Genomic DNA, 26,177 nt, shown 5'->3' on the forward strand with positions numbered 1-26,177 from the left:
CTGTTCGGATTTTGCTCGGTGTGCTCTTGAGGACTCTTTTAGATGAAAATAAAACAGGCTTTTAATAAGTGTATATGTTACGCAACATATCTATTTATTTTGTATGATGAATGATAGGTGTTACTTTTACACCCAGAATGCTGTTTGATATAAAACCACAATAGTTAGAACCATGAAAAGTACTTTTTGTTATGTAAGTCTTTTGGCTTTGCTGCTATCCTTATTTGCCCTTCCCTGTTACTCCGGTCTTAAACTTGCTTCAGAAGAAAAGTACGGAGCCTATCTCTTCACTTATTTTACGGGCAATCGTTGATAGAAAATTATTAAATACATCAATCATGAAAAACAGACTGAAAGTTTTTGCCGCTTTGCTGATGGCGGTCTTGCCGTTGTCGGCGCAGAATTTGGTGGTGAAAGGGCCTGATGGCAAATTGCAATTGACCGTATCGTGCTCTGACGGCGGCGAAGCATGCTATGCCGTATCTTATAATGAGAAGCAGATGCTGGAAGCTTCTCCCCTCGGCATGACAACGAGTGTGGGCGATTTCAGCAAGGGATTGACGCTGAAAGAACATAAAGTCACCCCCATAGATACCTCCTACCGGCAGTCGCGCATCAAGACCTCTGAGATAAATTATCGGGCAAACGAATTGCTCTGCTCTTTTGTCAATGCCGAAGGAAAGAATGTGCAAATAACGTTTCGCATCAGTCATAACGACCTTGCTTTCCGCTATACACTGCCCAGGGAAGACGACAAAGGAAGCGTCAGGGTAGGCAGCGAGAAGACGGGATTCCGCTTTCCGTCACATACCACCACCTTTCTTACTCCGCAGAGTGATGCAATGATAGGCTGGAAACGCACGAAGCCCAGCTACGAAGAGGAATATCAAGTAGATGCTCCGATGAGTGTGCGTTCGCAATTCGGTCACGGATATACTTTCCCCTGTTTGTTCCGGGTGGGCGAAGAAGGTTGGGTGCTGGTCAGTGAGACCGGAGTGGACAGCCGCTATTGCGGCTCGCGGTTGAGTGACGCCCATGATGGCTTATACAGCATTGCTTTCCCGATGTACGATGAAAACAACGGGAACGGAACGGTGGAACCGGCCTTTGCGCTGCCCGGTTCTACGCCGTGGCGCACCATAACGGTAGGCGAAGACTTAAGGCCTATTGTGGAGACTACCGTTCCTTGGGATGTGGTGGAACCGCGTTATGCAACGGTGCATGAGTATAAGATGGGACGCGGCACATGGAGCTGGATACTGTGGCAGGATGGAAGCATCAACTACGATGACCAGATACGCTATATTGATTTGGCGGCGGTCATGGGATATGAATATGTATTGGTGGATAATTGGTGGGATAAGAATATCGGTCACGGACGTATGAAGCAACTCGTTGACTATGCCCGCGGCAAAGGTGTGGATGTCTTCTTATGGTACAGTTCGAGCGGTTACTGGAACGATATCGAGCAAGGGCCTATCAACAGAATGGACAACTCCGTCATTCGCAAGCGAGAGATGCGTTGGTTGCAAAGTCTGGGCGTGAAGGGTATCAAGGTAGACTTCTTCGGAGGAGATAAGCAGGAGACCATGCGCTTGTACGAAGAGATTCTGAGCGATGCCGACGGCCATGGGCTGATGGTGATATTTCATGGTTGCACCTTGCCTCGAGGTTGGGAACGAATGTATCCCAACTATGTGGGCAGTGAGGCGGTACTGGCCTCGGAGAATCTTGTCTTCAATCAGCACTTTTGCGATAACGAGGCGTTCAATGCCTGCCTGCACCCTTTCATTCGCAATGCCGTAGGAAGCATGGAGTTTGGAGGTGTGGTCTTGAACAAACGTCTGAACCGGGACAACAATGGAGGGACGGTGCGCCGTACAACGGACATCTTCCAGTTGGCTACTTCCGTATTATTCCAAAACCCCATCCAGAACTTTGCTTTGGCTCCCAACAACCTGACAGATGCTCCCCGACTCTGTCTCGATTTCATGAAGAAGGTGCCTACCACTTGGGACGAGACACGCCTGGTCGACGGTTATCCGGGAAGGTATGTCGTTTTGACCCGTCGTCACGGTGATACGTGGTATGTAGCTGCCATCAATGCCATGAACGAGGTGTTGAACCTAAAACTGCCTCTTCCGATGTTGAAGGCCGGAGAAAATGTTTCCCTTTATTTTGATGATAAGAAGTTGCAACCGCAGCAGAAGGCGGAGAAAGTCAAGGCCGACGGTACGATGCAGATCACCGTTCGGCCTATGGGTGGTGTCGTACTGGTACAGTAGATACATATAAGCACCTGAGTTCAGTATAGACGGTTGCTTTTGCTAAAGTGAGGGGCTGCATCCTGTCGGGCGGACATTTCCTGAATACACCGGTTTACAGCGATTAGTCAGAAGAGAGTCTTTTACGCCGGCCTCCCTCCCCCCCTGTTTTGACAGCTGCAATCCTTTGTCGTGACAGAGGCAAGTGTCCGAGCCGACAGGCACAAGTGTTTGACGTGACAGACACAAGTGTTTGAGCCGTCAGACACAAGCCTCTGACGGGATAGGGATAAACGCTTGATAACCAACGAACTTTGACTTTGAAACACAAGCCTCCGGCTGAGGTTATCGACCTGCTTCTTATCCCGAATTCAGGTATATAAGCAGTAAATACATAATAATATGAATATGAATATGATGAAAAGACTTCTCAATATATTGTTTGCCGGCTTGCTGTCGGCTGTGGCTGCTACTTCGCAAGCCGGAACGAACCGTGTGACGAATGAACCCGATTCGGTCTATCTCTTTTCCTATTCCCATCGGGATGGAGGTGGTGGATTACGGTTTGCCTGGAGTGCCGATGAAAGCAAATGGTTTAGTGTGGCCGACGGTTTTTCCTATGTCAATTCGGATTTCGGTCCGTGGGGAAGGGCAAAGAAAATGTTCAAGCCGCACCTGATGCAGAGCCGTACCGACGGACGTTGGCATTGTATATGGTCGGCTACGGAGACAGGTAAGGCGCTGGCCTACGTCTCTTCTTCCGACTTGCAGAAGTGGGGACGTCAGAGCTACTTTGCACCGTCCGACCTCGATAAATTCGTGCCCGAAGATGTATATCCCACGTTGGCAAAGACAGTCTTGATAAATGGAGTGGAACAGGACGGTTGGGTACAGAAAGTGGCATACAACACGGTGGGGCAACTCATCCGCTATGCCGAGCATAAACGCTATCGTGCATTGCAGAATGCCGAACGCATGGCACAAGACCCTGTGCGCCTTGCCGGATTGAAACCGTTGCAGGCTACCGTCACGGTGAAGGCTGAAGCGGGCAAAAAGATAAGCGATCATTTGATAGGCATCTTCTTTGAAGACATCAATTATGCCGTCGACGGTGGATTGTATGCGGAGCTGATTCAGAACCGCGACTTTGAATATGCTCCCGCCGATCGTGGTAATGACCGGAACTGGAATAGTACGCATTCTTGGGCATTGGCCGATGCCGGTTCTGCAACGCTCAACATTGAAACACTTAGCCCGCTTCATCCCAATAATCCGCATTATGCGGTGCTGGAAGTGAGATCTGCCCCGGGGGCAGGACTTGTGAATAGCGGTTTTGACGGCATTGCCGTAAAGAAAGGTGCACGCTATGATTTTTCCCTCTTTGGTAAGGTTCTTGAAGGTAAGGGAGGCAAGGTGGTGGTGAAGTTGCTTGATACGAACGGTGCGGTGATAGGACAATCGTCTGTCACTATCTCCTCAAAAGACTGGAAACAGCAAAAGACTGTTGTAACGGCAACGGCTGACGTGCCTGTCGCTTCTTTGGCTATCTATCCTCAGGTGGCAGGCAAGTATGCGCTTGACATGGTTTCTCTCTTCCCGCAAGAGACGTTCAAAGGGCGTAAGAACGGTCTACGTGCCGATTTGGCGCAGACACTTGCCGACCTGCATCCCCGTTTCATTCGTTTCCCCGGCGGATGCGTGGCCCACGGAGACGGTGTGGACAATATATACGATTGGAAAGGCTCTATCGGCCCTCTTGAATCCCGCAAGCCTTTGCGCAATCTTTGGGGCTATCATCAGACACGCGGTTTGGGTTATTTTGAGTATTTCCAGTATTGCGAAGACATCGGTGCCGAACCGTTGCCTGTGCTTGCAGCCGGTGTACCTTGTCAGAACTCCGGTACGTGTGCCCATCATTCAACGGACGAGCTGACCTGCATGGGGCAGCAGGGCGGCATCCCGATGGAGGAGATGGATAAATATATTCAGGATGTGCTCGACCTGATAGAGTATGCCAATGGAGATGCCCGTCATACGAAATGGGGGAAGGTGCGTGCCGAAGCAGGCCATCCGAAACCTTTCAACCTCAAGTTCATCGGCATCGGTAACGAAGACATGATAACCGATGTCTTTGAAGAACGCTTTACGCTGATATACAATGCTGTCAGGGAGAAGCATCCCGAAATAACAGTCATCGGGACAGTAGGCCCTTTCTATGAAGGTACGGATTATGAAGAAGGGTGGAAACTGGCCACACGCCTCGGTGTGCCTGTGGTGGACGAGCATTACTACGTGGAGCCGGGCTGGCTCATCCATAATCAGGATTACTACGACCGCTACGACCGGAACAAACCGAAGGTGTATTTGGGAGAATATGCTTCTCATGTATCGGGCAGGCACAACAACATCGAAACGGCTTTGACGGAGGCTTTGTACCTTACTTCTGTGGAACGGAACGGGGACGTGGTATCTATGACTTCTTATGCCCCGTTGTTAGCCAAAGAAGGACATACACAGTGGAATCCGGATTTGATTTACTTCAATAATACGGAGGTGAAGCCTACGGTGAGCTACTATGTGCAGCAAATGTATGGGCAACATTCCGGGTCCGAGTATCTGCCCTCTGTGGTCAGTCTGGACAATCAGCCGGATGGCGTGCGGAAGCGTGTCGGCGTATCGGTGGTGAAAGATAAAGCTCGTGGTGACTATATCGTGAAGCTTGTCAATCTGCTTCCCGTGAAGGTCGCTTCCCGCATACGGTTGGAGGGGGGGGCTTTAGTGGACCCATCTGCCACAAAAACGCTCTTGACGGGTGAACCGCAAAGTAAGGATGCCAAGCCTGTAACTTCTCCTTTCGAGATTGGCGGAGAGGAATTTGCCTATGAGATGCCTCCCTATTCGTTTACGGTGATACGCATCGGGCAGGGAGAGAAGAAATAGGTGCTGTTTTGATTTCATTTTCGGTCTTTTAATCTGTACTCATTGGGCGCATCATCCGGGCGTTCCTACGAAAAATAGATAGAAGGCAGAAAGTGGAAGCTGAAATGCACCCTAAACAGTTTTAGGAGTGACGAAGAATTTAACTTAATCTGATAGAAACCATGAAAAGAGTATTAGTATGGGCACTTGCCGCGACTATGGCCGGTGCAGTGTCGGCGCAGAAGCGGAAAACCATTCACACGGGATATCCGATAGATCCGGTTCCCTTTACTTCCGTCAAGGTGGTGGATGGTTTCTGGGGACAACGTCTCAAGGCCAGTCGTGAAGTGACAGTTCCGTTGGCTTTCAGCAAGTGTGAGGAGACCGGACGTTACGAGAATTTTGTAAAGGCTGCTCACCCCAGTGATGAATATAAGGTGAGAGGTTTTTCTTTCGACGATACGGATGTATATAAGACTATCGAGGGAGCTTCCTATATGCTGCAGACTTATCCGGACAAAAAGTTGAAGAAGTATATAGACAGTGTACTCGTCATCGTTGCCGCTGCTCAAGAGCCGGATGGCTACCTTTATACGGCTCGCACCATGAATCCGAAGCATCCGCATAGCTGGTCGGGACCGGAACGATGGACGAAGGTAGAAGTGTTAAGCCATGAATTCTACAACTTAGGGCACATGGTGGAAGGTGCTGTGGCACATTACCAGGCTACGGGTAAGCGGAATTTCCTTGACATTGCCATCCGTTATGCCGATTGTGTCTGCAAGAATATCGGTGATAAACCGGGGCAAAAACGCCTTGTGCCGGGACATCAGATAGCCGAAATGGCATTGGTGCGTCTTTATACGGTGACGGGCGACAAGAAATACCTTGAGCAGGCCAAGTTTTTCCTTGATGCACGCGGAACGACTACTATAAAAGATATCTATTCCCAGTCGCACCTGCCGGTTTTGGAGCAGGATGAGGCGGTGGGGCATGCCGTTCGTGCCGGTTATATGTATTCAGGCATGGCAGATGTGGCTGCCATCACGGGCGACAGTTCCTACATCAAGGCTATCGACAAGATTTGGGAGAACATCGTCGGCAAGAAGCTATACATCACGGGCGGTATCGGTGCCCGTCATCAGGGTGAGGCTTTTGGCGACAATTATGAGTTGCCCAACCTGACGGCTTACAACGAAACCTGTGCGGCCATTGCCAATGTCTACCTCAATTATCGCCTTTTTTTGCTGCATGGCGATGCCAAATACTTCGACGTGCTGGAGCGTACACTCTATAACGGATTGATTTCGGGCGTTTCGCTGGATGGGGGTAAGTTCTTCTATCCTAACCCCTTGTCTTGCGACGGTAAGTACAGGTTCAATGCCGACCGTACCATTACCCGCCAGCCTTGGTTCGGTTGTGCCTGTTGCCCCAGCAACATCAGCCGCTTCATCCCTTCGCTTCCGGGATATGTCTATGCGGTGAAGGACGATAAAGTGTATGTCAATCTTTTCCTGTCCAACCGGGCTGCGTTGAAGGTTAACAAGAAAGACGTCGTGCTTGAACAGCAGACTTCTTATCCTTGGAATGGAGACATTCGCCTGACGGTGACGAAAGGTGGCGGGCAATTCGGCATGAACATCCGCATTCCGGGATGGGTGCGTGGCAGTGTGCTTCCGAGCGATTTGTATTTTTATGCCGACAATCAGAAACCCCTCTATCGGGTGTCGGTCAACGGTAGCCCGGTACAGGGCGAGTTGGCCAATGGTTACCTCTGCGTAGACCGTAAGTGGAAGAAAGGGGATGTGGTGGAGATTCACTTCGACATGCCTGTGCGTGTGGTGAAAGCCAACGACAAGGTGGGGGCCGACCGAGGTCGTGTGGCTGTGGAGCGCGGCCCTCTTGTATATTGTGCCGAATGGCCGGACAACGCTTTCAACCTGAACAATGTTATCTTGAACCGGCAACCCGAATTCCAGGTGGTGGAAAGACCGGATATGCTTTGCGACATCGACGAAATCACGACAGAGGCGCAGGCTTTAAGCTACGATGCATCGGGCAAACTGGCCGTAAAGGATGTAAAGCTTACGCTGATTCCATATTACGCTTGGGCGCACCGCGGAGAGGGACGCATGGATGTGTGGTTGCCGATAGAAGTCGGTGCAGCTTCGGCAAAGCCTTAACAGCCCTTGGAAGCCGCGCGTCGCGCCTTTGGGAAGTCGTGCGCCATGCCTTTGAGAAGTCGCTGCCCACGCCTTTGGGAAGTCGTGCGTCGCGCCTTTGGGAAGTCATTATCCACGCCTTTGGGAAGTCGCCGCCCACTCCTTTGGGAAGTCATTTCAAGGTGTGCCGGAAACCGGAATATCAGACTCATTTACTTTTGCGGCGGTACGTAAGCGTATCTTGCATACCGCCTTTTTAATTATAAACATATTTATCATGAAGAAACATTTCATTACCGCTTTGTTTGCCGTTTTGACCCTGTCGGCAAACGCGCAATCCTTCAACGAATGGCGCGACCCTGAAGTCAACGCCGTGAACCGTGCCCCGATGCACACCAACTATTTCGCCTACGAGTCGGCCGAAGCTGCGGCTCGCGGAGTAAAAGAACAATCTGCCAACTACATGACGCTGAACGGCACTTGGAAATTCTTTTGGGTGAAAGATGCCGATGCCCGTCCTGTCGACTTCTGGAAAGAAGGTTTCAACGATAAGGGGTGGAGCAATATGTCGGTTCCCGGAGTGTGGGAGCTGAATGGCTTCGGCGACCCTATCTATGTGAATGTGGGTTATGCTTGGCGCAATCAATTCGTGAACAATCCCCCTTATGTACCGACAGAAAACAACCATGTAGGCTCTTATCGGCGTGAAGTGACCGTGCCCGCCCACTGGAACGGCAAGGAAATCATCGCCCATTTCGGCTCTGTCACCTCTAACATCTATCTGTGGGTGAACGGGCGCTATGTAGGTTATAGCGAAGACAGCAAGCTGGAGGCGGAATTCAATCTTACTCCCTATCTGAAGCCGGGGCAGAAGAACCTGATAGCTTTCCAAGTATTCCGTTGGTGCGACGGCACATACCTCGAAGACCAGGACTTCTTTCGTTATAGCGGTGTAGGTCGCGATTGCTATCTCTATGCGCGCGATAAGAAGCGCATCGAAGATATCCGCGTGACGCCCGATTTGGATGCCGGTTATCAGAATGGCTCCTTGCGTGTGTCGGTCAGCCTGAAAGGTAGCGGCAACGTGAATCTGGAACTGCTCGATGCCACCGGCAAGCAAGTGGCTGCGCAGACGGTGCATGGCGGCGTGGCGGTGATGAATGTGGAGAATCCGCAGAAGTGGACTGCCGAGACACCTTATTTATATACGTTGCGTGCCACGTTGCAAGGCAGTAGCGAGGTGATTCCCGTCAAGGTGGGTTTCCGCAAGATAGAGCTGAAAGGAGAACAATTGCTGGTTAACGGGCAGCCTGTGCTATTCAAAGGAGCCAACCGCCATGAGATGGACCCGGACGGCGGCTATGTGGTATCGCCCGAACGCATGATGCAGGATATTCAGCTGATGAAGAAGTTCAATATCAATGCCGTGCGCACCTGCCATTATCCGGATGATAACCTCTGGTACGACCTCTGCGACAAGTATGGCATCTATGTGGTGGCCGAGGCCAATGTGGAATCGCACGGCATGGGCTATAAGGAAAAGACTCTTGCCAAGAACCCTGCTTATAAAAAAGCGCACATGGAACGCAACCAACGCAACGTGCAACGTGGCTTCAATCATCCCAGCATCATCTTCTGGTCGTTGGGCAACGAGGCCGGATATGGCCCTAACTTCGAGGCTGCCTACGATTGGGTGAAGGCTGAAGACCCAAGCCGTGCGGTGCAGTACGAGCAGGCCCGCAAGGATGGCAAAACCGATATATTCTGTCCGATGTACTATCGCTATGATGATTGCCGGGCTTATTGTGAAGATGCCTCCTACACCAAACCGTTGATTCAATGTGAGTATGCGCATGCCATGGGCAACTCTCAAGGCGGCTTTAAGGAGTATTGGGACTTGGTGCGTAAGTATCCTAAATTCCAAGGTGGGTTCATTTGGGACTTTGTCGACCAATCGGTGCGTTGGACGGGTAAGAACGGCAAAATGATTTATGCTTATGGCGGAGACTTCAACCGTTTCGATGCTACCGACGGTAATTTCTGTGATAACGGCCTGATCAGTCCCGACCGTGTACCCAATCCTCACATGTATGAGGTGGGCTATTTCTATCAGAGCATTTGGACCACTCCCGCAGATTTGAAGAATGGCGAAGTAGCTGTGTATAACGAGAACTTCTTCCGCGACCTTTCCGCCTATTATCTGGAATGGGAGGTGCTGAAAGGCGGTAAGGTAATTCGTACAGGACGCGTGGACAACCTCAACGTGGCTCCCCAACAGACAGCGAAAATCAAGCTCGATTGGGGCAAGACCTGCCAATGCGCCGAGTGGCTGCTGAACGTATCTTATAAACTGAAGAACCGTGAAGGCTTGCTCCCTGCCGGGCACGCTGTGGCCAAGCAGCAGCTTACACTGAATCCTTATAAATCTCCTGCCATGGAGCTGGCAAATGTGGAAACCAAGAACATGCCTGCCGTGGTTCCGCAAATGCAGGAAAATGATCATAATTTCCTCATCGTGGGTAATGATGTTTTCCGTGCAGAGTTCAGCAAGCATAGCGGCTACCTGACAAAATACAAGGTGAATGGACAAGATATGATAAAAGAAGGCAGTGCCCTGACACCCAACTTCTGGCGTGCGCCCACGGATAACGATTTCGGTGCAGGTTTGCAACGTAAGTATGACGCATGGAAGAATCCCGAAATAAAGCTGACCTCGTTGAACCAACGTATTGATAACAAGCAAGTGATTGTGGAAGCTGCCTATGACATGCCTGCCGTATCGGCCAAGCTGAACCTGACATACGTCATCAACAACACCGGAGCCATCAAAGTCACGCAGAAGCTTACTGCCGACAAAAACGCCAAAGTGTCCAATCTCTTCCGTTTCGGCATGCAGATGCCCATGCCCCGTTTGTTTGATGCGGTGGAATATTACGGTCGTGGTCCGGTTGAGAACTACATCGACCGCAATCATGCCGCCGACCTCGGCATCTATCGTCAGAGCGTGGCCGAGCAGTTCTACTCCTACATCCGTCCGCAGGAGACCGGCACGAAGACCGACATCCGTTGGTGGAAGACGCTCAATGCGGCAGGAAACGGCGTGCAGGTGGTAGCTGCCGAACCCTTTTCGGCATCGGCACTGCACTACACCATCGAGTCGCTGGACGAAGGTTCGGAGAAGCGCAACGGCCACTCGCCCGAAGTAGATGAATCCGACCTGACGAATTTCTGCATCGACAAGGTGCAGATGGGGTTGGGATGCGAAAACAGTTGGGGACACATTGCCCGTCCGGAATATCAGTTGCCTTATGGCGATTATGAATTTACGTTCATCCTTTCTCCCGTAAAGAACGGTATAGAGCTTGACTAAAAAGGCTTCGTTTTCCCCTTTATATACTGAGGCTATTTCCCAATACGACTGAAGCCACTTCACTTGTATTGGGAGGTAGCTTCAGTCGTATTGAGAAGTATAGTCTCAATACAACAGAGGGTGTGAAACTTTTAGTCAAGATGTCGTAGGAAGCGTGGAACTTTTCTTCTCAGTAGCATTATTGTCTTACCCCATTCTTTATTTCTTCAACTTCAGATACTCGGACGGCGCCATCCCGAACTCATTCTTGAAGCACTGCCTGAAGTATGCCACGCTGCTGAAGCCCGTCATGTAGGAGATTTCGGATATGGAGTATCGCTCCGAAAGCAGCAGCCTCAGCCCGTTTCTCATCTTTACTTTGCGGATGAATTCGTTGGCGGACATGTCGGTCACCCCCTTTATTTTCCTGTAGAGGGTGGAGTGGCTCATGCACATTTTGTCGGCAATGAACGCAATATCCATTTTCTCCATCTCCAGATTGTCTTCAATGATTTTCGTGATACGTTGCAAGAATTCATTGTCCAGCGGGTTCAAACTCTCTGTCGTTTCGGCAACCGGCTCTGTGTGAGGAATGGCAGCCGTCAGGCTGGCCGCCATCTTTTTACGCATCTCCAGCAAATTGTTGATGCGGCTGTGCAACAGTTTGGCGCTGAAAGGCTTGGTCAGATACGAGTCGGCACCGGCGGTGTAGCCCTCCTCTTTGTCGTGCAGCGAGTCTTTGGCAGTCAGCAGGATGACGGGAATGTGGCTGGTTCGTATGTCGTCTTTCACCAATCGGCAAAGTTGTATGCCATCCATCACAGGCATCATGATGTCGCTCACTATGATGTTGGGAATGCGCTCTTGAGCCGACGTCCAACCTTCACTGCCGTCTTCGGCCGTCAGTATGTCGAAATCGTCGCTAAGCGATTGGCGGATATATTCGCGTATATCCGGATTGTCTTCCACCACAAGCAGCAGCGGTCGGGTATCTTCCGACGGCTCCTCTGCTTCCGTGTTTTCTTCCGGCAGAGGGTTGTCGGTTGTGTTTCCGGTCTCTTCGTTTGACGGATGCTTGTCCGTATGCAACGCATTGGGATAGAAATTGTCCGTCAGCAGGCGCAGTCTGAAAGTAGTGCCTTCTTCCAGCCGGCTGCTCACCTCGAGAGTGGCTTCGTGCAGGTCGGCCAATCCTTTCACCAAAGCCAGCCCGATGCCCGACCCCGATGCCTGATATTTGCTGTTGGCCTGATAGTAACGCTCGAAGATGTGCGGAAGCGCTTCTTCGGCGATGCCATGCCCGGTGTCGCTGATACTTATTTCAGTATATTTCACGCCTCCCTCCTCCACAGCATTCAAAGAGAGTGTAATGTCGCCCTCCGAGGTATATTTCGCGGCATTGGACAGGAGGTTGTTTAGAATCGTAGTCAGCATGTCGGCGTCGAAGAAAAGCAGTGTGTCTTCCGTATCGATACGGACATGGAAATCGACTTTAGGATTGCGGTTCAGTTCCTTGTACCGTAACCCGATTTCCTGCACCAGTTCCGATAGGTCGCCCCGTGCAACGGAAAGCTTTCGGTTCTGCGTCTCTGTTTTCCGGAATTCCAATATGCTGTTGATAAGATTCAGCAACCGGGCGGCACTGTCGTGTATGATACTGATCCTGTTGGCATGCTTGGGCGAGAGGCTGCCGTCGCTAAGCAGGTCTTCCAAAGGGCCCAGTATCAATGTGAGCGGAGTGCGTAGCTCGTGGGTGATGTTGGTATAGAAACGCAGGCGCTCGTCATTCAACTCTTGTTTGTTCTGGCTGTTTTTGCGCTCCACCTCCAGACTGCTCTCCAAGTCCAGCTTTCGTTTGTAGAAGCTGATTACAATGTAGACGAAAGCGGCAGCGACGAAGAAATAAAGTAATTTGGCGTACCATGCCAGCCAGAAAGGAGGGCTGATGGTGATGGGAAGCGTAGCCACTTTCTCTTCCCACTCCTGATTGCGGAGACGGGTTTTTACTTTGAACGTATAATCTCCGGGAGGAATGTTGCGGAAAGTCACTTGGTTTTCGCCCTGTGTGCTGTACCATACATCTTCCAGCCCCTCCATCATGTAAGCGAACTCCACTTGTGAGCTCTGTGTATAGTCTAGTACATTGAACGATATCTTGAAGGTGTTTTGATTGTACGGCAGGTCAATTTCTCCGGAAGCCAATGGCAATGATGTTTCTATGTCTTTACTCTCGGTCTGTTTGCTGTAGACAAAGAAACCGGTGATGGTGACGGGAGCCACGACGCGCATGGCAGAGAGCGACGACGGGTCGAAGTAACACGTTCCGTTTTGCGAACCGAAATAGAGTGTCCCGTTGCCGTCGGATACGGAAGCCCCGTCCATAAAGTCGCCCAGTGGGATGCCGTCGCGATGGTCGTAGTTATAGCATGCCTTCCGTCGCTCGTCCAGACGGGAAATGCCGGCATTGGTGCTCATCCAGACGGTTCCGTCGCGGTCTTCGTGGATGGCACGTACCTGTGTGTTCCTCAGTCCCTCGTCGCTGCCGAAGATGGTATAGTTCTCAGGACGACCGGTGTCGGCGAAGAGGACGGCACCTTCGCGAGTGGCGGCCCAGATGCGTCCTTGCGAGTCGGTCGTGAAGGCATTCACCGCATTGGACGGGAAGCCGTTTCCTTTTTGGTGGTTCAGCAACAACTTGCCTTGCGGAGTGAAGATAAAGACCCCTTTGCCGAAGGTCCCTACCCACAGTCGTCCGTGTGCGTCGCGGCAGATGTCCTGCACCAGCAAATCGGTCAACTGTGCGTTCAGTTCCTCTTCGGACATCAGCTTTTCATGGTGATAGCTATACACGCCGGTGCGTGTGCCTATCCAGAGTTTGCCGTCCGGGTCTTCGGACAAGCATCGTACGTCAGCGGGCAGGCCATCCTTGCTGATGGACGTGAAGCGTCGCTTCTCCGGCTCATAGTAGAACAGCCCGGCTTCCCATGTACCTACCCATATCCTGTGCTGTCTGTCTTCGTGGATGGCACGTACGTAGGCATGGGGATGCAGGGTAGATGTAGGCAGCGGGATTATCCGGAGTTGCTCTCCTTGCTTAGAGACGGCCAACTCGCTTTCGCCGCCCATCCAAAGTTGTTTCTTATGGTCTAGGCAGAGACTCCACACTTGTTTGTACCGGCTTTTCCCTTGCTTCTCTGCGGTGTAGTGCAATCTGTTGAAGATATTAGGTTCATGGCTGATGAAGTCCAGTCCGTCCCGGTAGCTTCCTATCCAGAGGTTGCCGAAGGAGTCTTGCAACAGTCGGCGCACGTATGCGCCAGTCAGGCCGTATTCGTCATTGGTGACCGTAATGTTGTTGAAACGTATGTCGCGGGCATCGGTAAAGGTGTTGCTCTGCAAGTCCAGTACGCTGATACCTCCCATGTTGGTGGCGAAGCGTATGTTTCCGTTCTTCATTTGTTTGATGTCCATGACGGTGCCCGGCAGGAGCGATTGCGCGTCCCCCTTCCGATGCTTGAAGGAGATGAATTTATCTGTAGCGGGGCGGAAGAGGGCGGCTCCTTGGTTTGTCCCCACCCAGACGTTCTTGTCGCGATCTATGCAGAGGGAGTATACCTCGTCGCCGGGGAGGCTGCTTGAGTCGCCGGCGTGGTGACGATAGTTGCGCAAGGTCTTCCGCTTTGTATCGACGATGCTCAGCCCGTCTTTCACGTGTCCGATGTAGAGGTTGCCACGTCCGTCCTCCATGGCCGTCCAGCATCCCCACGGCAGGTGGGGTATCGAACTGCGGTCATAGTTCCGGAAAACGTTTCTCTTCGGGTCGAAATGCTGCACGCCCATGTGGTAGTGGGTAATCCATATCCCGCTGTCTGCCGCCGCTGCCAGATAAGGGATGTCATTGCTTATCAGCCCATCGTCGGGACTTTTCAGCGCAGTGATGGTTTCGGTGGCGTAGTCGAAGCAGCACAGCCCGTCGCGTTGCGTGCCTATCCACACTTTGTCTTCCGTAGGGTCGGCCAGTAAGGCGTTCAGCTCATTGCTGCTCAGGCCGGAGTTACTTTTGTTGTACACGGTGAACTGCCGTCCGTCAAAGCGGTTCAGCCCCGACTCGGTCGCAATCCAGATATATCCCTTCCTGTCTTGTGCCAGACTGAGGATGTAGTTATTGGAAAGGCCGTTTTCCACGCCGAAGTGCGAGATGCTGTGCCGTTGCGCCGAGGCTGCGCCGATTATTGCCAACAGGCATAAGATGCAGGTAATGCGGAGGTGTGTCATTGTATATGATTTTGATATGTACAAAAATAATATTTTCCGGTGAATCTTCTTTCTTGTTTGTGGGTTGAATATCATTCATATGGCTACTAATAATTCGTCAGTCTGTGGTTTTAGAGGAGCGTCGGGGATGTTTTGTCGTTCAATGAACGATTTTTTATCTTTCTTGCAGAGTTTTTATCTCTCCCCTCATGATAATAATTTTTATGTTTGCAGCAGAAAGAAAAACATCTATTAACCCTTTGAGCCTATGAAAACATAAATCCTATTTCTCCTTACTTTATAGAAAGAAAACAAAGTCTTCTCTCTTCTTTAAGTTATATTCCATTTTATAAGAATCTCCTTGTTCATCTAATAAAAAAGAAAAACGATGAATTCCAAATCATTTAAAAGAAATCGAAAGGCGTTTGCCGCCTTGTTGCTTTGTACCGGTCTTGTTGCAGTCCATCCGTTGGCTACTTTTGCCGAAGAGGATGCCGACACTGTACAAATGATGCAACAACAGAAACAATCCGTTTCGGGTAATGTGAAGGATGCTGTCGGCGAACCGATAATAGGCGCCAACATCCGCGAGAAAGGTAATCCTGCCAACGGTACGATTACGGACATTGACGGTAATTTCCATTTGCAAGTAGCTAAAGGTGCTGTATTGGAAGTTTCGTTTATCGGCTATAAAACAGCAGAGGTGACGGCCACTCCCGGAAAACCGGTGAATGTCATTCTGCAAGATGACAGCGCAATATTGGAAGAGGTGGTTGTGGTAGGTTATGGTACGATGCGCAAGAAAGATCTGACCGGCTCGGTGGTGCAAATCAATCCGGATAAAATAGCCGACCAAAATCCCGGTTCTGTGCAAGATTTATTGCGCGGCACGCCGGGTTTGCAGATTGGTTATGACTCTTCTGCCAAGGGGGGTGGCGCTTCTATTCAACTACGCGGCCAGAATTCACTCTATACCGAAGGCAGTCACAATTCGCCTCTAATCATTCTCGACGGAATGGCATTCAATGGTGAGCTTTCCGAAATCAACCCCGACGATATAGCGCAAATCGATGTGCTGAAAGATGCTTCGTCGGCTGCCGTTTACGGTGCCAAGGCTGCCAGCGGCGTATTGATTATCACCACGAAGAAAGGTAGAGAGGGCAAACCCATCATCAATATCGGAGTAAACCTTGCCGCCAACACAAAGGCTGCTTACCGCGACGTGTTTAACGCCGAAGAGTATATGAAGTATCGGGAAGATTGGTTCAAGGCAACCACCTACGGATACAACGACGCAGGGCAGTGGGGCTATTACAGCAAGGAAAGCAAAGTCCCCGCAGGCTACTACGACCACTACGAAAATCTGTCGCGATATGGCATCACACAAGACGCTTGGTCTACCTCGGGCGCTAAGACTTTACAAGCAAACGAAAGCCTGAAATCGCTGTATGCCCGTCGTATGGGCTTGGATAACGATGCAGCCTTGGTGATGCAAAACTTCTTGGACGGCAAGACCTACGATTGGAATAAAGCCGTCTTCCGCACGGGCTTCAATCAGGATTACAATGCCAGTATTTCGGGTGCCACGGACAGGGTAAACTATTACTTCAGCTTCGGCTACCTGAACAACCAAGGAGCCATTCAGGGCGATAACTACCATGCATTCCGCTCCAACATGAAACTGAATACAAAGATTACCGACTGGTTGGAAGTAGGCGCCAATATCAACTTCCAAGACCGCAGCGACGAATCGAATGCAGTGCCTTTGGGCGGTAATTACTGGGATAACAACCAGCTTCGCGAGTCTCCTTATGCATTGCGTCATGATGCTGACGGCAAGGAGTTGCAGTATCCCCGTAGCGGCAATCCTACCAACGGCGGCTATAACTACCACTTCAATGTGCAGTACGACGACCTTGAAAAAGGATATACGGTATTGAACACCATCTTCAATGCCAAGCTGACGTTGCCTTTCGGCGTCACTTACCAGTTCAATATCGCTCCGCGCTACCAGTGGTTTTACGACCGTTACTTCATGTCTTCCGCGTTGCCAAACAGCACACCCTCTACACGGGGCGTGAACCGTAATACTTCAAAGAGTTTCGACTGGTCGCTCAACAACACTCTTACGTGGGATAAAGTGTTCGACAATCACCGTTTCACTGTCACACTGGTGCAGGAAGCCGAAGAAAACCGTCATTGGTACGACGAAATCCATGCCCGCAACATCACTCCTACCGACGTGCTGGGCTTCCACTACATTTCCGGAGCCAACATGGAGCAGAGTTCTATTTATACTTCCGATACGCACTCCACGGCGGCGGCCTATCTGGGACGTCTGTTCTATAGCTATAAGGACCGTTACATGTTCACCGGCACTGTTCGTCGCGACGGATACTCGGCATTTGGTTCCAATAATCCTTGGGCCACATTCTGGTCGGTAGGCGGTAGCTGGGTGTTCTCTGAAGAGGCGTTCGTCAATCTGCCTTGGCTGAATACGGGCAAGTTGCGTGTTTCCTACGGTACAAACGGCAACCGTTCTTTGAAAGATACCTATCTGGCGCTTTCCAACCTGAAGAACGGCGGCGTGATGGGCTATTATTACAATGGCGGAGCCAGCGTCATTCAGGCTCTGCAGATAGACCGTCTGGGCAATCCGAATCTGGAGTGGGAGAAGACCACCGCTTATAACGTAGGTCTTGACTTCTCTGTATTAGACTATCGCCTGAGCGGTAGTGTGGAGTGGTATTACAAGAAGACTCACGACATGATTATGGCTCAGCGCCTGCCTAATTTCACGGGCTTCAACAGCATCACGACCAATTTGGGTGAAGTAACCAACTCTGGTGTTGAAGTCACGTTGAATTCTCGCAACATCGAACGGAAGAACTTCACTTGGAATACCGGCCTTGGCTTCTCTTACAACAAGAACCGCATCAAGCACCTCTATTACGAGTATGATGAGAACGGCAATGAAATCAATGATACGTCCAATAATTGGTTCATAGGCAAGCCCATCGGCGAAATCTGGTATTGGGAAGTAGATGGTATATGGCAACTCGACGAAGCGGCCGAAGCTGCCAAAGTAAATCAGAAGCCCGGCGACCCGAAAGTTGTCAACCACTATACCGGTGATGATAAAGCGGACGGTACTCCGGTCTACAATGACAAGGATAAGGTCTATTTGGGCACAACGAATCCTCCTATCTACTGGAATCTGCGTAATGACTTTACATTCTTCAAGGACTGGTCGTTCTCTTTCTCCATGTATTCTTATATGGGGCACAAGAGCTTGTCCGGCAATTACCTGAACGGAGATAATTCCGGCTCGATGTTTACCAATACTTGCAATACTTATAAGAAAGAGTACTGGACTCCCGAGAATCCTACCAACGAATATGCCCGACTGAATGCGGTAGGCCCCAGCGGTGCCACGGGTGTGCAGAAACTCTATAACCGTAGCTTTGTACGTCTGGACAACATCACTATCGGCTATACGCTGCCCAAGGAATTTACGCGTAAGTTTATGCTCGAGAAAGTTCGCTTCACCGCCGGTATCAACAATGTCTGCACATTTGACAGCTGGGAGTACGGTGACCCCGAGACAGGCGGCTATGCTAACAGACAGTTCCAATTCGGCATCAATGTAACACTCTAAAACGTAAAAACAAGATGAAACGATATATCAATACATTATATAGAGGTAGTGCGGTGATGGCTTTTGCTGCTGCCATGACAGCCTGTACCGACTCTTTTCTTAAGCAAGACCCGCTTTCTTTCTACGAGCCTACTACCACCTATTCTACTGAAGAGGGCTTGAAATCTGCACTGACCATGTGCGACAAACAGTTGAAAACCTATATTCTTGACGGCAACTGGAACAATGTGGGCTTGAGTACCAATTATTACCTGTCCGATGTCGGGATGTATGCCAAGACAGACATGGGCGGAGGTTTCCAAGACAACTTCGACGCCAAGCTGACACCTACTTCCGGTATGGCTGGCGGTGGCGACGGCAACTACATGCAGCGTTTCTGGAACGAAGGTTTCAATGCCGTGAAGTATGCCAATTCCGTACTCTCGTATGTGGATAAGGTGGCAGGTCTGGACGAGGAGATTAAGAACGCCTATAAAGGACGTGCTTACTTCCACAGGGCATACGCTTACTATAACCTGACCTTGCAGTTCGGCGATATACCTGTGATTGCGCAGTTGATGACGGTTCCGAAGCAGAACTATAAGTCCACCAGCAAAGAGGCTATTTTCCAAATGCTCGTTCACGACTTGGAGTTTGCCGTGCAGCACGTTCCTTCGCAACAGAAGATGAGCTATCTGGGCATGGTAAATCAAGAGGCATGTATGCATCTGCTTGTGAAGTGCTATCTGGTGACGGGCGAATATGCCAAGGCAGAATCCGTTGCCACCGACCTTATCAACAATCATGGTCTGAGGCTGATGACATCTTCTTTCGGTGTATGGCAGCCTTCGGGCAATGAGAAGACTTGGAAGGTGACCCGCAATGTGGTATGGGACCTACATCGCACTCCCAACATTTGTCATGCGGAGAACAAGGAACTTATCATGCCCATCATCAACTCCAACGAACAGAATTTCACCACATACAACATCATGCGTGCAAACTTCGTACACTGGAGCAACAGCGTGATTCGCGACCCTCATGGACTGGCAGGGCCGGGTTCCAACTATGCCCGTAACAATAGCAACTATAATCCGGAGCTTGACTGGGTGCGTGCTGCCGGTCGAGGCATTGCTTTGAACCGTACTTCATTCCATTATAACAAGACCATTTGGACGTATGGCGGCGAGACGGATTGGCAAGACCTCCGCCACAACCGTGACGTAGGTAACTGGATGGAGATGGAAGACTTCAAGTATAACAATCCCAAGTCCGATTTCTATGGTAAGAACTATCAGCTGTATGCTACGGAAGACTACGTAAAGGACGGCAACGTACTTGTCAAGAAGGGAGAGATTCTCTGTTCCGATACCATCCGCAGTTGGTATCCTACCCCTCTGTACCAACTTTACATCTTCGATGCTGTGAACGAGGCCAACATGGGTGCCAACCAATTCCAAGGAGCATCGGGCAAAGGTTGCAACGGAGACATGTATCTGTTCCGTTTGGCGGACACCTATCTGCTCCGTGCCGAGGCTCGTTTCTATCAGGGTAAGCCAGGCGAGGCGGCTCAGGATGTGAATGCTGTCCGTCAGCGTGCCAATGCCAAGAAGATGTACACCACAGTGACTATCGGCGATATCATGGATGAGCGTGCCCGCGAACTCTATATGGAAGAGTTCCGTCAGGCCGAAATGGTGCGCGTGTCGTGGTGTCTTGCCAAGAGCGGAAAGCCCGATGAATGGGGAAATACCTATGACCTTACTACTTGGGATAAGCAAGAAGGCACTGACTTGAGTGGCGGTAGTTACTGGTTTAAGCGTTGCACCACTTACAATGTTTTCAACCGTCCTTATGGTAAGGGGTCGCAAGGTAACCAAACATTTGAATACAAGGTGAACAAGCACAACCTCTTCTGGCCTGTTCCTAACTCTGCCATTACGGCCAACAATAAGGCGCAGCTTCGCCAGAACTACGGTTACGACGGTTATGACGAGAATATCCCGATGTGGACTAATTGGGAAGAAGCGGTAGCCGATGAGATGAATACGAAATAAGTTTCTTCAGCGTTTTTTACAAGGGGGCGTTCAAGAGGTTTCAAACGCCCTTTTTGAAGAAACTACCCCTGCCACAGATAACTGTAGCAGGGGTAATCTCTTATATTTTGGCATTATGACACAGCTTCCTTTGGCACACAACGCTTGTGTCCGTGTCGGTTTCAACCTGTTGGCTCCGGTAGTTTCGCTTGCCGGCACCGGTAGTTTCACTTGCCGGCACCGGAAGTTTCATTTGCTGAAACCAACTGTTTTGCTTGCTGAAACTGATTGTCCTCCTTGCCGAAGTCCTAAGTTTCTGGCTTATTGGCATTGCAAAACAGGTGTGGCGATGGAAGCAGAAATAAGGCTCGATGTGGAGGGACAGGTGCGGCTTAATCGTAGTAATACTCGTCGCTGTATCTTTCAAATTGGGGTTCTGCTGTTATTCCGTAGCTGCGGAATAGTTGCCGTATGTATTCTTGGTCTTGTGGGAGCAGTGCACGTTCCTGACGGTAGTGGCGATAGTAGTTCGTCTTGCCGAAGTGACTGATGAGCTCATGCCTGATGGCGTTTCCGTGTTTATAAGGAACATTGTCCAGAAGATGCTTTAGCCCCCATGCCACATGCAGCTTCTGTGTACTGTTGAAATAAGGGCATGCAGCAGTGTCTGCGGGAATGCAGTTGGGGTTCACTATGCGTAGAGTGGGGCATTGCGATGTGCTGTTCTTTGCAACCAAATGGCGCAGGCACTGCGAACTTTGCGTACAGCGGTTGTTGAAGCAGTGGGCATAGTCGTAAGGCACTGCTTGGTAGTCGAAATTATTTTCCATTGTCTGTTTGAAGTTATATTTTAGTTTGTATTACAAAGAGGACACAAATATAAGGATATCAAACGGAAATCTACCTGCTTGCCGCTTCTTTATGTTCTCTTTCCCTGACTTATGTTGTGCAGAACGGTACGGATGATTTCTACCGCCTTGTCTGTCGTTGCCATTGAACTGTCCGGCATCAGATGATAATGGTGGCGGTCTCCCCACTCATGGCCCGTATAGTGCAGGCAGTGTTATTCACGGAGGATTGGCACAGTGATGGAGAAATATACGAATCCGTTAACGATTTCTTGGTATATATGCAGGTGTAAATCGTAATTTCTGGGTATTGGATTCTTTTAACAGCTTCTGTACTTTTGCGGCCGATAAAGAAGAATACAATGAACGGAATATTTAAAAGAGTAAGTAAAAAGAGGATGTTTTGCATTGCAACGGCAGCAGTGCTTGTAATTGCGGCATTTGTGTCATGGAACGTATGGATAGGCTATACCCATATCGCTTTCCTCAATTATCAGACGGTGGAATTGGGACAGATTTCAAAAGCCAACGATAACGGCATGATCCGCCTGAGCGAGATAACTGCCGATGATTTCGATCATCTCAGTGACTACGACATGATTCTTGTCAGTGGCATGGGTCTCCGCCTTGACGAGCATCGGCGCGGGCAACTGAGCGAGGCTTCGTTGCGCATACCTGTGCTGACACGCATCGCTACCAATCCTGCCAACAACATCGTGTCGGTCGATTCTGTCGACGCCGACTTCATTCTGCAATATCTCGAAAACGGCGGGCGCAGAAATTATCGCAGTATGCTTGCCTACATCCGTAAGTTCATTGACGGCAAGCTGTTCAGAGCTCCTGAACCGGATGTGGTTAATGAACGACCCGACTGTCTTTTGACACACTTTGACCTCAAAGATGAGAATGCCGACGAGATAGGGTTCAACAATGTGGGCGAGTATAACGCTTTCCTCATGCAGAACGGACTATATAAAGAAGGTGCACCTGCGGTGATGCTTACCGGATTCATGGGAGCTGCCACAGACATGACGAAGGCTCTTGAACAGAAAGGCTTCAACGTCTATCGGGTCAATAAACTTCTGCCTTTCATAGGCGGCGGCCATGCCGACAGCATTCAGGTGGCGGCGGTCGTCAATCTGGCTCACGGACGCATGGGCGACGCGGTTGTGGATTTCCTGAAGCGGAAGAATATTCCGCTTTTCTCGCCACTCAACGTCAACCGGCTGACAGAGGAGTGGGAAAACGATAAACAAGGAATGTCGGGCGGCTTTATGTCGCAGAGCATCATCACGCCTGAGATTGACGGTGCGGTGCGTCCTTACGTCGTTTTCGGTCATCGTATCAACGAAGAGGGCTTGCAGGAAGTGTACGGAATGCCCGATCGCATGGACGAATTCCTCGAAACGGTCAGCGGCTACGCCTCATTGCAACAGAAGAAAAACAGCGATAAACGCATCGCCGTCTACTACTTCAAAGGCCCCGGACAGAATGCTTTGGTCGCATCGGGTATGGAGGTGACTCCTTCGCTATACAACCTGTTGTTGCGCCTTCGCAGCGAGGGTTATCGCGTGGACGGCCTGCCCTCTTCGGCGAAGGAACTCGAAACGATGATTCAGCAACGTGGTTCTGTGTTCGGCGCTTATGCCGAGGGGACATACGGTGAGTTCCTTGAATCGGGGCATCCGGCATTGGTCACAACCGAGCAATATGATGAATGGACGCGGAAAGCGCTGTCGAGCAAGATGATAGAAGAGATGAACGAACTGAACGGGCCGTTCCCCGGAAAATACATGGCGACTGCCGACGGGCGTTTGGCCGTAGCCCGCCTGCAGTTTGGCAACGTCGTCTTGCTGCCTCAGGTGATGGCCGGCGAAGGTGACAATTCATTCAAGATAATCCACGGAACAAACCAAGCTCCGCCCCACACCTATATAGCATCCTACCTGTGGGCAAGATTCGGTTTCGGTGCCGACGCCATTATTCATTTCGGCACGCACGGCTCGCTGGAATACACGCCGCGCAAGCAGGTGGCTCTTGGCAGCAACGACTGGCCCGAGCGTCTCATAGGTGTTGTTCCTCATTATTATCTATACACAATCGGGAACGTGGGCGAGGGGATGATTGCCAAAAGACGTACTTATGCACAATTGCAATCCTATCTCACTCCTCCGTTTAAGGAGAGCGAGTTGCGTAATACCTACCGCAAATTGAGCGATGCTGTCGACAACTACAACAAGCAACCCTCGGATGCACAGTCGCTGAAGGTGAAGGCGCTGGCGGTGGAAATGGGAATAGCCCGCGAATTGGGACTTGACGACAAGCGCATGAGTCAAGCATATACGGCCGAAGAAATCGAATGCATAGAGAGCTTTGCCGAGGAATTGATGAACGAGAAGATAACCGGAAAATTATACACGATGGGTGAGGTGTACGACCCTGCCGACATCACCACCAGCGTTTATGCCATGACTACCGATCCGATAGCTTACGGACTGCTTGCCGTGGACAAGCTGAAAGGACGTGCTTCGGCGGATGCGGAAAAACATAAGCAAGTGTTCGGCCGCACCTACCTTGCAAAGGCCAAGGAGCAAGTGGCACGCCTGATCGGTTCGGCAAAAGTCGAGGTTACCGACAATTACATTTGCCGTTTTGCCGGCATCACTGCCGACGAACTGCGCATGGCACGCGAAGTAGAAGCCATGCAGGCTGCTCCTGATCCAATCATGATGATGATGCAGATGGCCGATAATTTAGGAGGCGCTCATCCGAAGAAGCAAAAGGATATGGAGCACCGGACGGTGAGCGAGATGCGTGCCGCCAAAGTGACCCGTAAGAGAATAATACCTCAGATGAGCCGTGCCGCCTTCGAGAAGATGGAGCAAAGCGGCAAGTTCCCCGAGAAGATGATGACGAAAATCAAAGAAGGGCAGAGATGGTATAAAGAGGAACAGAAGTCCGGAAAAGACAAGGCTGCGACAAAGCCCCATGCGAAAGGATCGAAATATACCCGCGAGCAGATACACCTTGCACAGGCCATCACTGCCGTGGAGCGTGCGTTGAGGAATGTGGGCGACTATGCCGATGCACTGCGTCGAAGCCCCGACCGGGAAATGAGCTCGATGTTGAATGCCTTGAATGGCGGTTATACCTCCCCCTCGCCGGGCGGTGACCCCATTGTCAATCCCAATACGCTGCCCACGGGTCGCAACCTCTATTCCATCAACGTAGAAAATACCCCTACGGAAGATGCTTGGGAAAAGGCGCAGGCTTTGGCCGAGAACACGATAAAATTGTATCGTGAGCGTCACGACGGCGAATATCCCCGTAAGGTGAGCTATACGCTTTGGAGTAGCGAATTCATCGAAACCGAGGGGGCTACAATAGCCCAGATACTTTATATGCTTGGCGTAGAGCCGGTGAGAGACGCTTTCGGGCGTGTGGCCGACCTGCGTCTGATACCGTCGGACCGGCTTGCCCGTCCACGCATAGATGTGGTGGTGCAAACCAGCGGACAGTTGCGTGATCTTGCCGCCTCGCGTCTCTTCCTCATCAACAGGGCCATCGAGATGGCGGCCAATGCCGGTGGCGACCGCTATGAGAACCTTGTCAAAGCCGGTGTGGTAGAGTCGGAGCGTGTACTCGTGGAGAAAGGAATGTCGCCGAAGGAAGCACGCGAGGTCAGCATGTTCCGTGTGTTCGGCGGTGTCAATGGAAACTATGGTACAGGCATACAAGAGATGGTTAAGGCCGGAGACCGTTGGGATAAAGAGAGTCAACTGGCTGAAGTGTACCTGAACAATATGGGGGCTTTCTATGGCAGTGAAAAGGATTGGGAGACCGTCCGCAAGGCCGCTTTCGAGGCTGCCCTCACCCGTACCGATGTAGTTGTACAGCCTCGCCAAAGCAATACATGGGGGGCATTGAGTCTCGACCATGTCTATGAGTTTATGGGAGGGATGAATCTTGCCGTTCGTAATGTGACAGGTAAAGACCCCGACGCTTATCTCGCCGATTACCGTAACCATCAGAACATGAGAATGCAGGAGGTGAAAGAGGCCATCGGCATCGAGAGCCGTACCACGATATTCAACCCTGCCTATATCCGCGAGAAGATGAAGGGCGGCGCAAGCAGTGCGGATGGCTTTGCCGATATCGTAACCAATACTTACGGCTGGAACGTGATGAAGCCCAAGGCTATTGATAAGGAACTTTGGGACGAAATCTATAATGTTTATGTGAAAGATAAATTCAATCTCGGGACCAAGGAGTTCTTCGAGAAGCGTAATCCCGCTGCCCTTGAAGAAATGACCGCCGTGATGATGGAAACCATCCGCAAAGGATTGTGGAAAGCCTCGGCAGAGCAGGCAGGCGACATAGCCCGGTTGCACGTAGAGATGGTGAACAAATACAAACCTTCATGCTCGGGCTTTGTTTGCGATAATGCAAAGCTTCGTGACTTTATCGCTTCGAAGACCGATGCCGTTGCTGCCGAAGAATATCGGCAGAACGTAAGTGACATCCGTGAAGCCAAGAAGAACGGTAGCGACAAGAGTATGGTGATGAAGAAAGAGACGATGAACAACAGTGACAATCAGACCACTGCCACGGTCAGCGGCATGGTGACGGCTTTGATAGTAGTCGTGGCGGTTCTGGTTCTCATTGTTTTAGTCAAGCGGCGCCGTAAGAATATGATGTAGCATAACAA

The 26,177-nt window shown here is 50.7% G+C and carries 9 protein-coding genes; 7 read left to right on the forward strand and 2 right to left on the reverse strand.

Features of this window, described 5'->3' with window-relative positions; all coding sequences use genetic code 11:
• Nucleotides 1–338 precede the first annotated feature (338 nt).
• The 4 genes from EV202_RS04605 to EV202_RS04620 all read left to right on the forward strand — a co-directional run bounded on the left by EV202_RS04605 (nucleotide 339) and on the right by EV202_RS04620 (nucleotide 10,715).
• The gene (locus EV202_RS04605) at nucleotides 339–2,285 is read left to right on the forward strand and encodes a glycoside hydrolase family 97 protein (RefSeq protein ID WP_131925772.1); all 1,947 of its coding nucleotides are present in this window, start codon (nucleotides 339–341) and stop codon (nucleotides 2,283–2,285) included.
• A 393-nt stretch (nucleotides 2,286–2,678) separates the two neighbouring features.
• On the forward strand, nucleotides 2,679–5,204 hold the full coding sequence (locus EV202_RS04610) for an alpha-L-arabinofuranosidase C-terminal domain-containing protein (RefSeq protein WP_394364508.1): 2,526 nt from the start codon (nucleotides 2,679–2,681) through the stop codon (nucleotides 5,202–5,204).
• Nucleotides 5,205–5,365: 161 nt separating this feature from the next.
• Nucleotides 5,366–7,366: a glycoside hydrolase family 127 protein gene (locus EV202_RS04615; RefSeq protein WP_131925774.1), complete on the forward strand. Its 2,001-nt coding sequence runs from the start codon at nucleotides 5,366–5,368 to the stop codon at nucleotides 7,364–7,366.
• Nucleotides 7,367–7,622: 256 nt separating this feature from the next.
• The gene (locus EV202_RS04620; RefSeq protein WP_131925776.1) at nucleotides 7,623–10,715 is read left to right on the forward strand and encodes a glycoside hydrolase family 2 TIM barrel-domain containing protein; all 3,093 of its coding nucleotides are present in this window, start codon (nucleotides 7,623–7,625) and stop codon (nucleotides 10,713–10,715) included.
• Between the two features lie 198 nt (nucleotides 10,716–10,913).
• Here EV202_RS04620 and EV202_RS04625 read toward each other — a convergent pair whose 3' ends face one another.
• The gene (locus tag EV202_RS04625; RefSeq protein ID WP_131925778.1) at nucleotides 10,914–14,969 is read right to left on the reverse strand and encodes a hybrid sensor histidine kinase/response regulator transcription factor; all 4,056 of its coding nucleotides are present in this window, start codon (nucleotides 14,967–14,969) and stop codon (nucleotides 10,914–10,916) included.
• A gap of 367 nt (nucleotides 14,970–15,336) precedes the next feature.
• Here EV202_RS04625 and EV202_RS04630 point away from each other — a divergent pair, with 367 nt between their 5' ends.
• Nucleotides 15,337–18,606, forward strand: a complete 3,270-nt coding sequence (locus tag EV202_RS04630) for a SusC/RagA family TonB-linked outer membrane protein (RefSeq protein WP_131925780.1) — start codon at nucleotides 15,337–15,339, stop codon at nucleotides 18,604–18,606.
• A 14-nt stretch (nucleotides 18,607–18,620) separates the two neighbouring features.
• Nucleotides 18,621–20,642 (forward strand): RagB/SusD family nutrient uptake outer membrane protein, encoded by a 2,022-nt coding sequence (locus tag EV202_RS04635; protein ID WP_131925782.1) that lies wholly within the window; start codon nucleotides 18,621–18,623, stop codon nucleotides 20,640–20,642.
• 371 nt (nucleotides 20,643–21,013) lie between these two features.
• Here EV202_RS04635 and EV202_RS04640 read toward each other — a convergent pair whose 3' ends face one another.
• The gene (locus tag EV202_RS04640) at nucleotides 21,014–21,451 is read right to left on the reverse strand and encodes a DUF6078 family protein (RefSeq protein WP_106069932.1); all 438 of its coding nucleotides are present in this window, start codon (nucleotides 21,449–21,451) and stop codon (nucleotides 21,014–21,016) included.
• Nucleotides 21,452–21,867: 416 nt separating this feature from the next.
• Here EV202_RS04640 and EV202_RS04645 point away from each other — a divergent pair, with 416 nt between their 5' ends.
• Complete coding sequence (locus EV202_RS04645; RefSeq protein ID WP_165899394.1) at nucleotides 21,868–26,169, forward strand: cobaltochelatase subunit CobN; 4,302 nt, start codon at nucleotides 21,868–21,870, stop codon at nucleotides 26,167–26,169.
• Nucleotides 26,170–26,177: the final 8 nt, after the last annotated feature.

The organism is Prevotella heparinolytica, assembly GCF_004342845.1.
In the GTDB taxonomy this organism is placed as follows: Bacteria; Bacteroidota; Bacteroidia; order Bacteroidales; family Bacteroidaceae; genus Bacteroides; species Bacteroides heparinolyticus.

Coding starts and splice junctions, on each gene's coding strand:
- EV202_RS04605 (WP_131925772.1), top strand. CDS start 339: ATGAAAAACAGACTGAAAGTTTTTGCCGCTTTGCTGATGGCGGTCTTG.
- EV202_RS04610 (WP_394364508.1), top strand. CDS start 2,679: ATGATGAAAAGACTTCTCAATATATTGTTTGCCGGCTTGCTGTCGGCT.
- EV202_RS04615 (WP_131925774.1), top strand. CDS start 5,366: ATGAAAAGAGTATTAGTATGGGCACTTGCCGCGACTATGGCCGGTGCA.
- EV202_RS04620 (WP_131925776.1), top strand. CDS start 7,623: ATGAAGAAACATTTCATTACCGCTTTGTTTGCCGTTTTGACCCTGTCG.
- EV202_RS04625 (WP_131925778.1), bottom strand. CDS start 14,969: ATGACACACCTCCGCATTACCTGCATCTTATGCCTGTTGGCAATAATC.
- EV202_RS04630 (WP_131925780.1), top strand. CDS start 15,337: ATGAATTCCAAATCATTTAAAAGAAATCGAAAGGCGTTTGCCGCCTTG.
- EV202_RS04635 (WP_131925782.1), top strand. CDS start 18,621: ATGAAACGATATATCAATACATTATATAGAGGTAGTGCGGTGATGGCT.
- EV202_RS04640 (WP_106069932.1), bottom strand. CDS start 21,451: ATGGAAAATAATTTCGACTACCAAGCAGTGCCTTACGACTATGCCCAC.
- EV202_RS04645 (WP_165899394.1), top strand. CDS start 21,868: ATGTTTTGCATTGCAACGGCAGCAGTGCTTGTAATTGCGGCATTTGTG.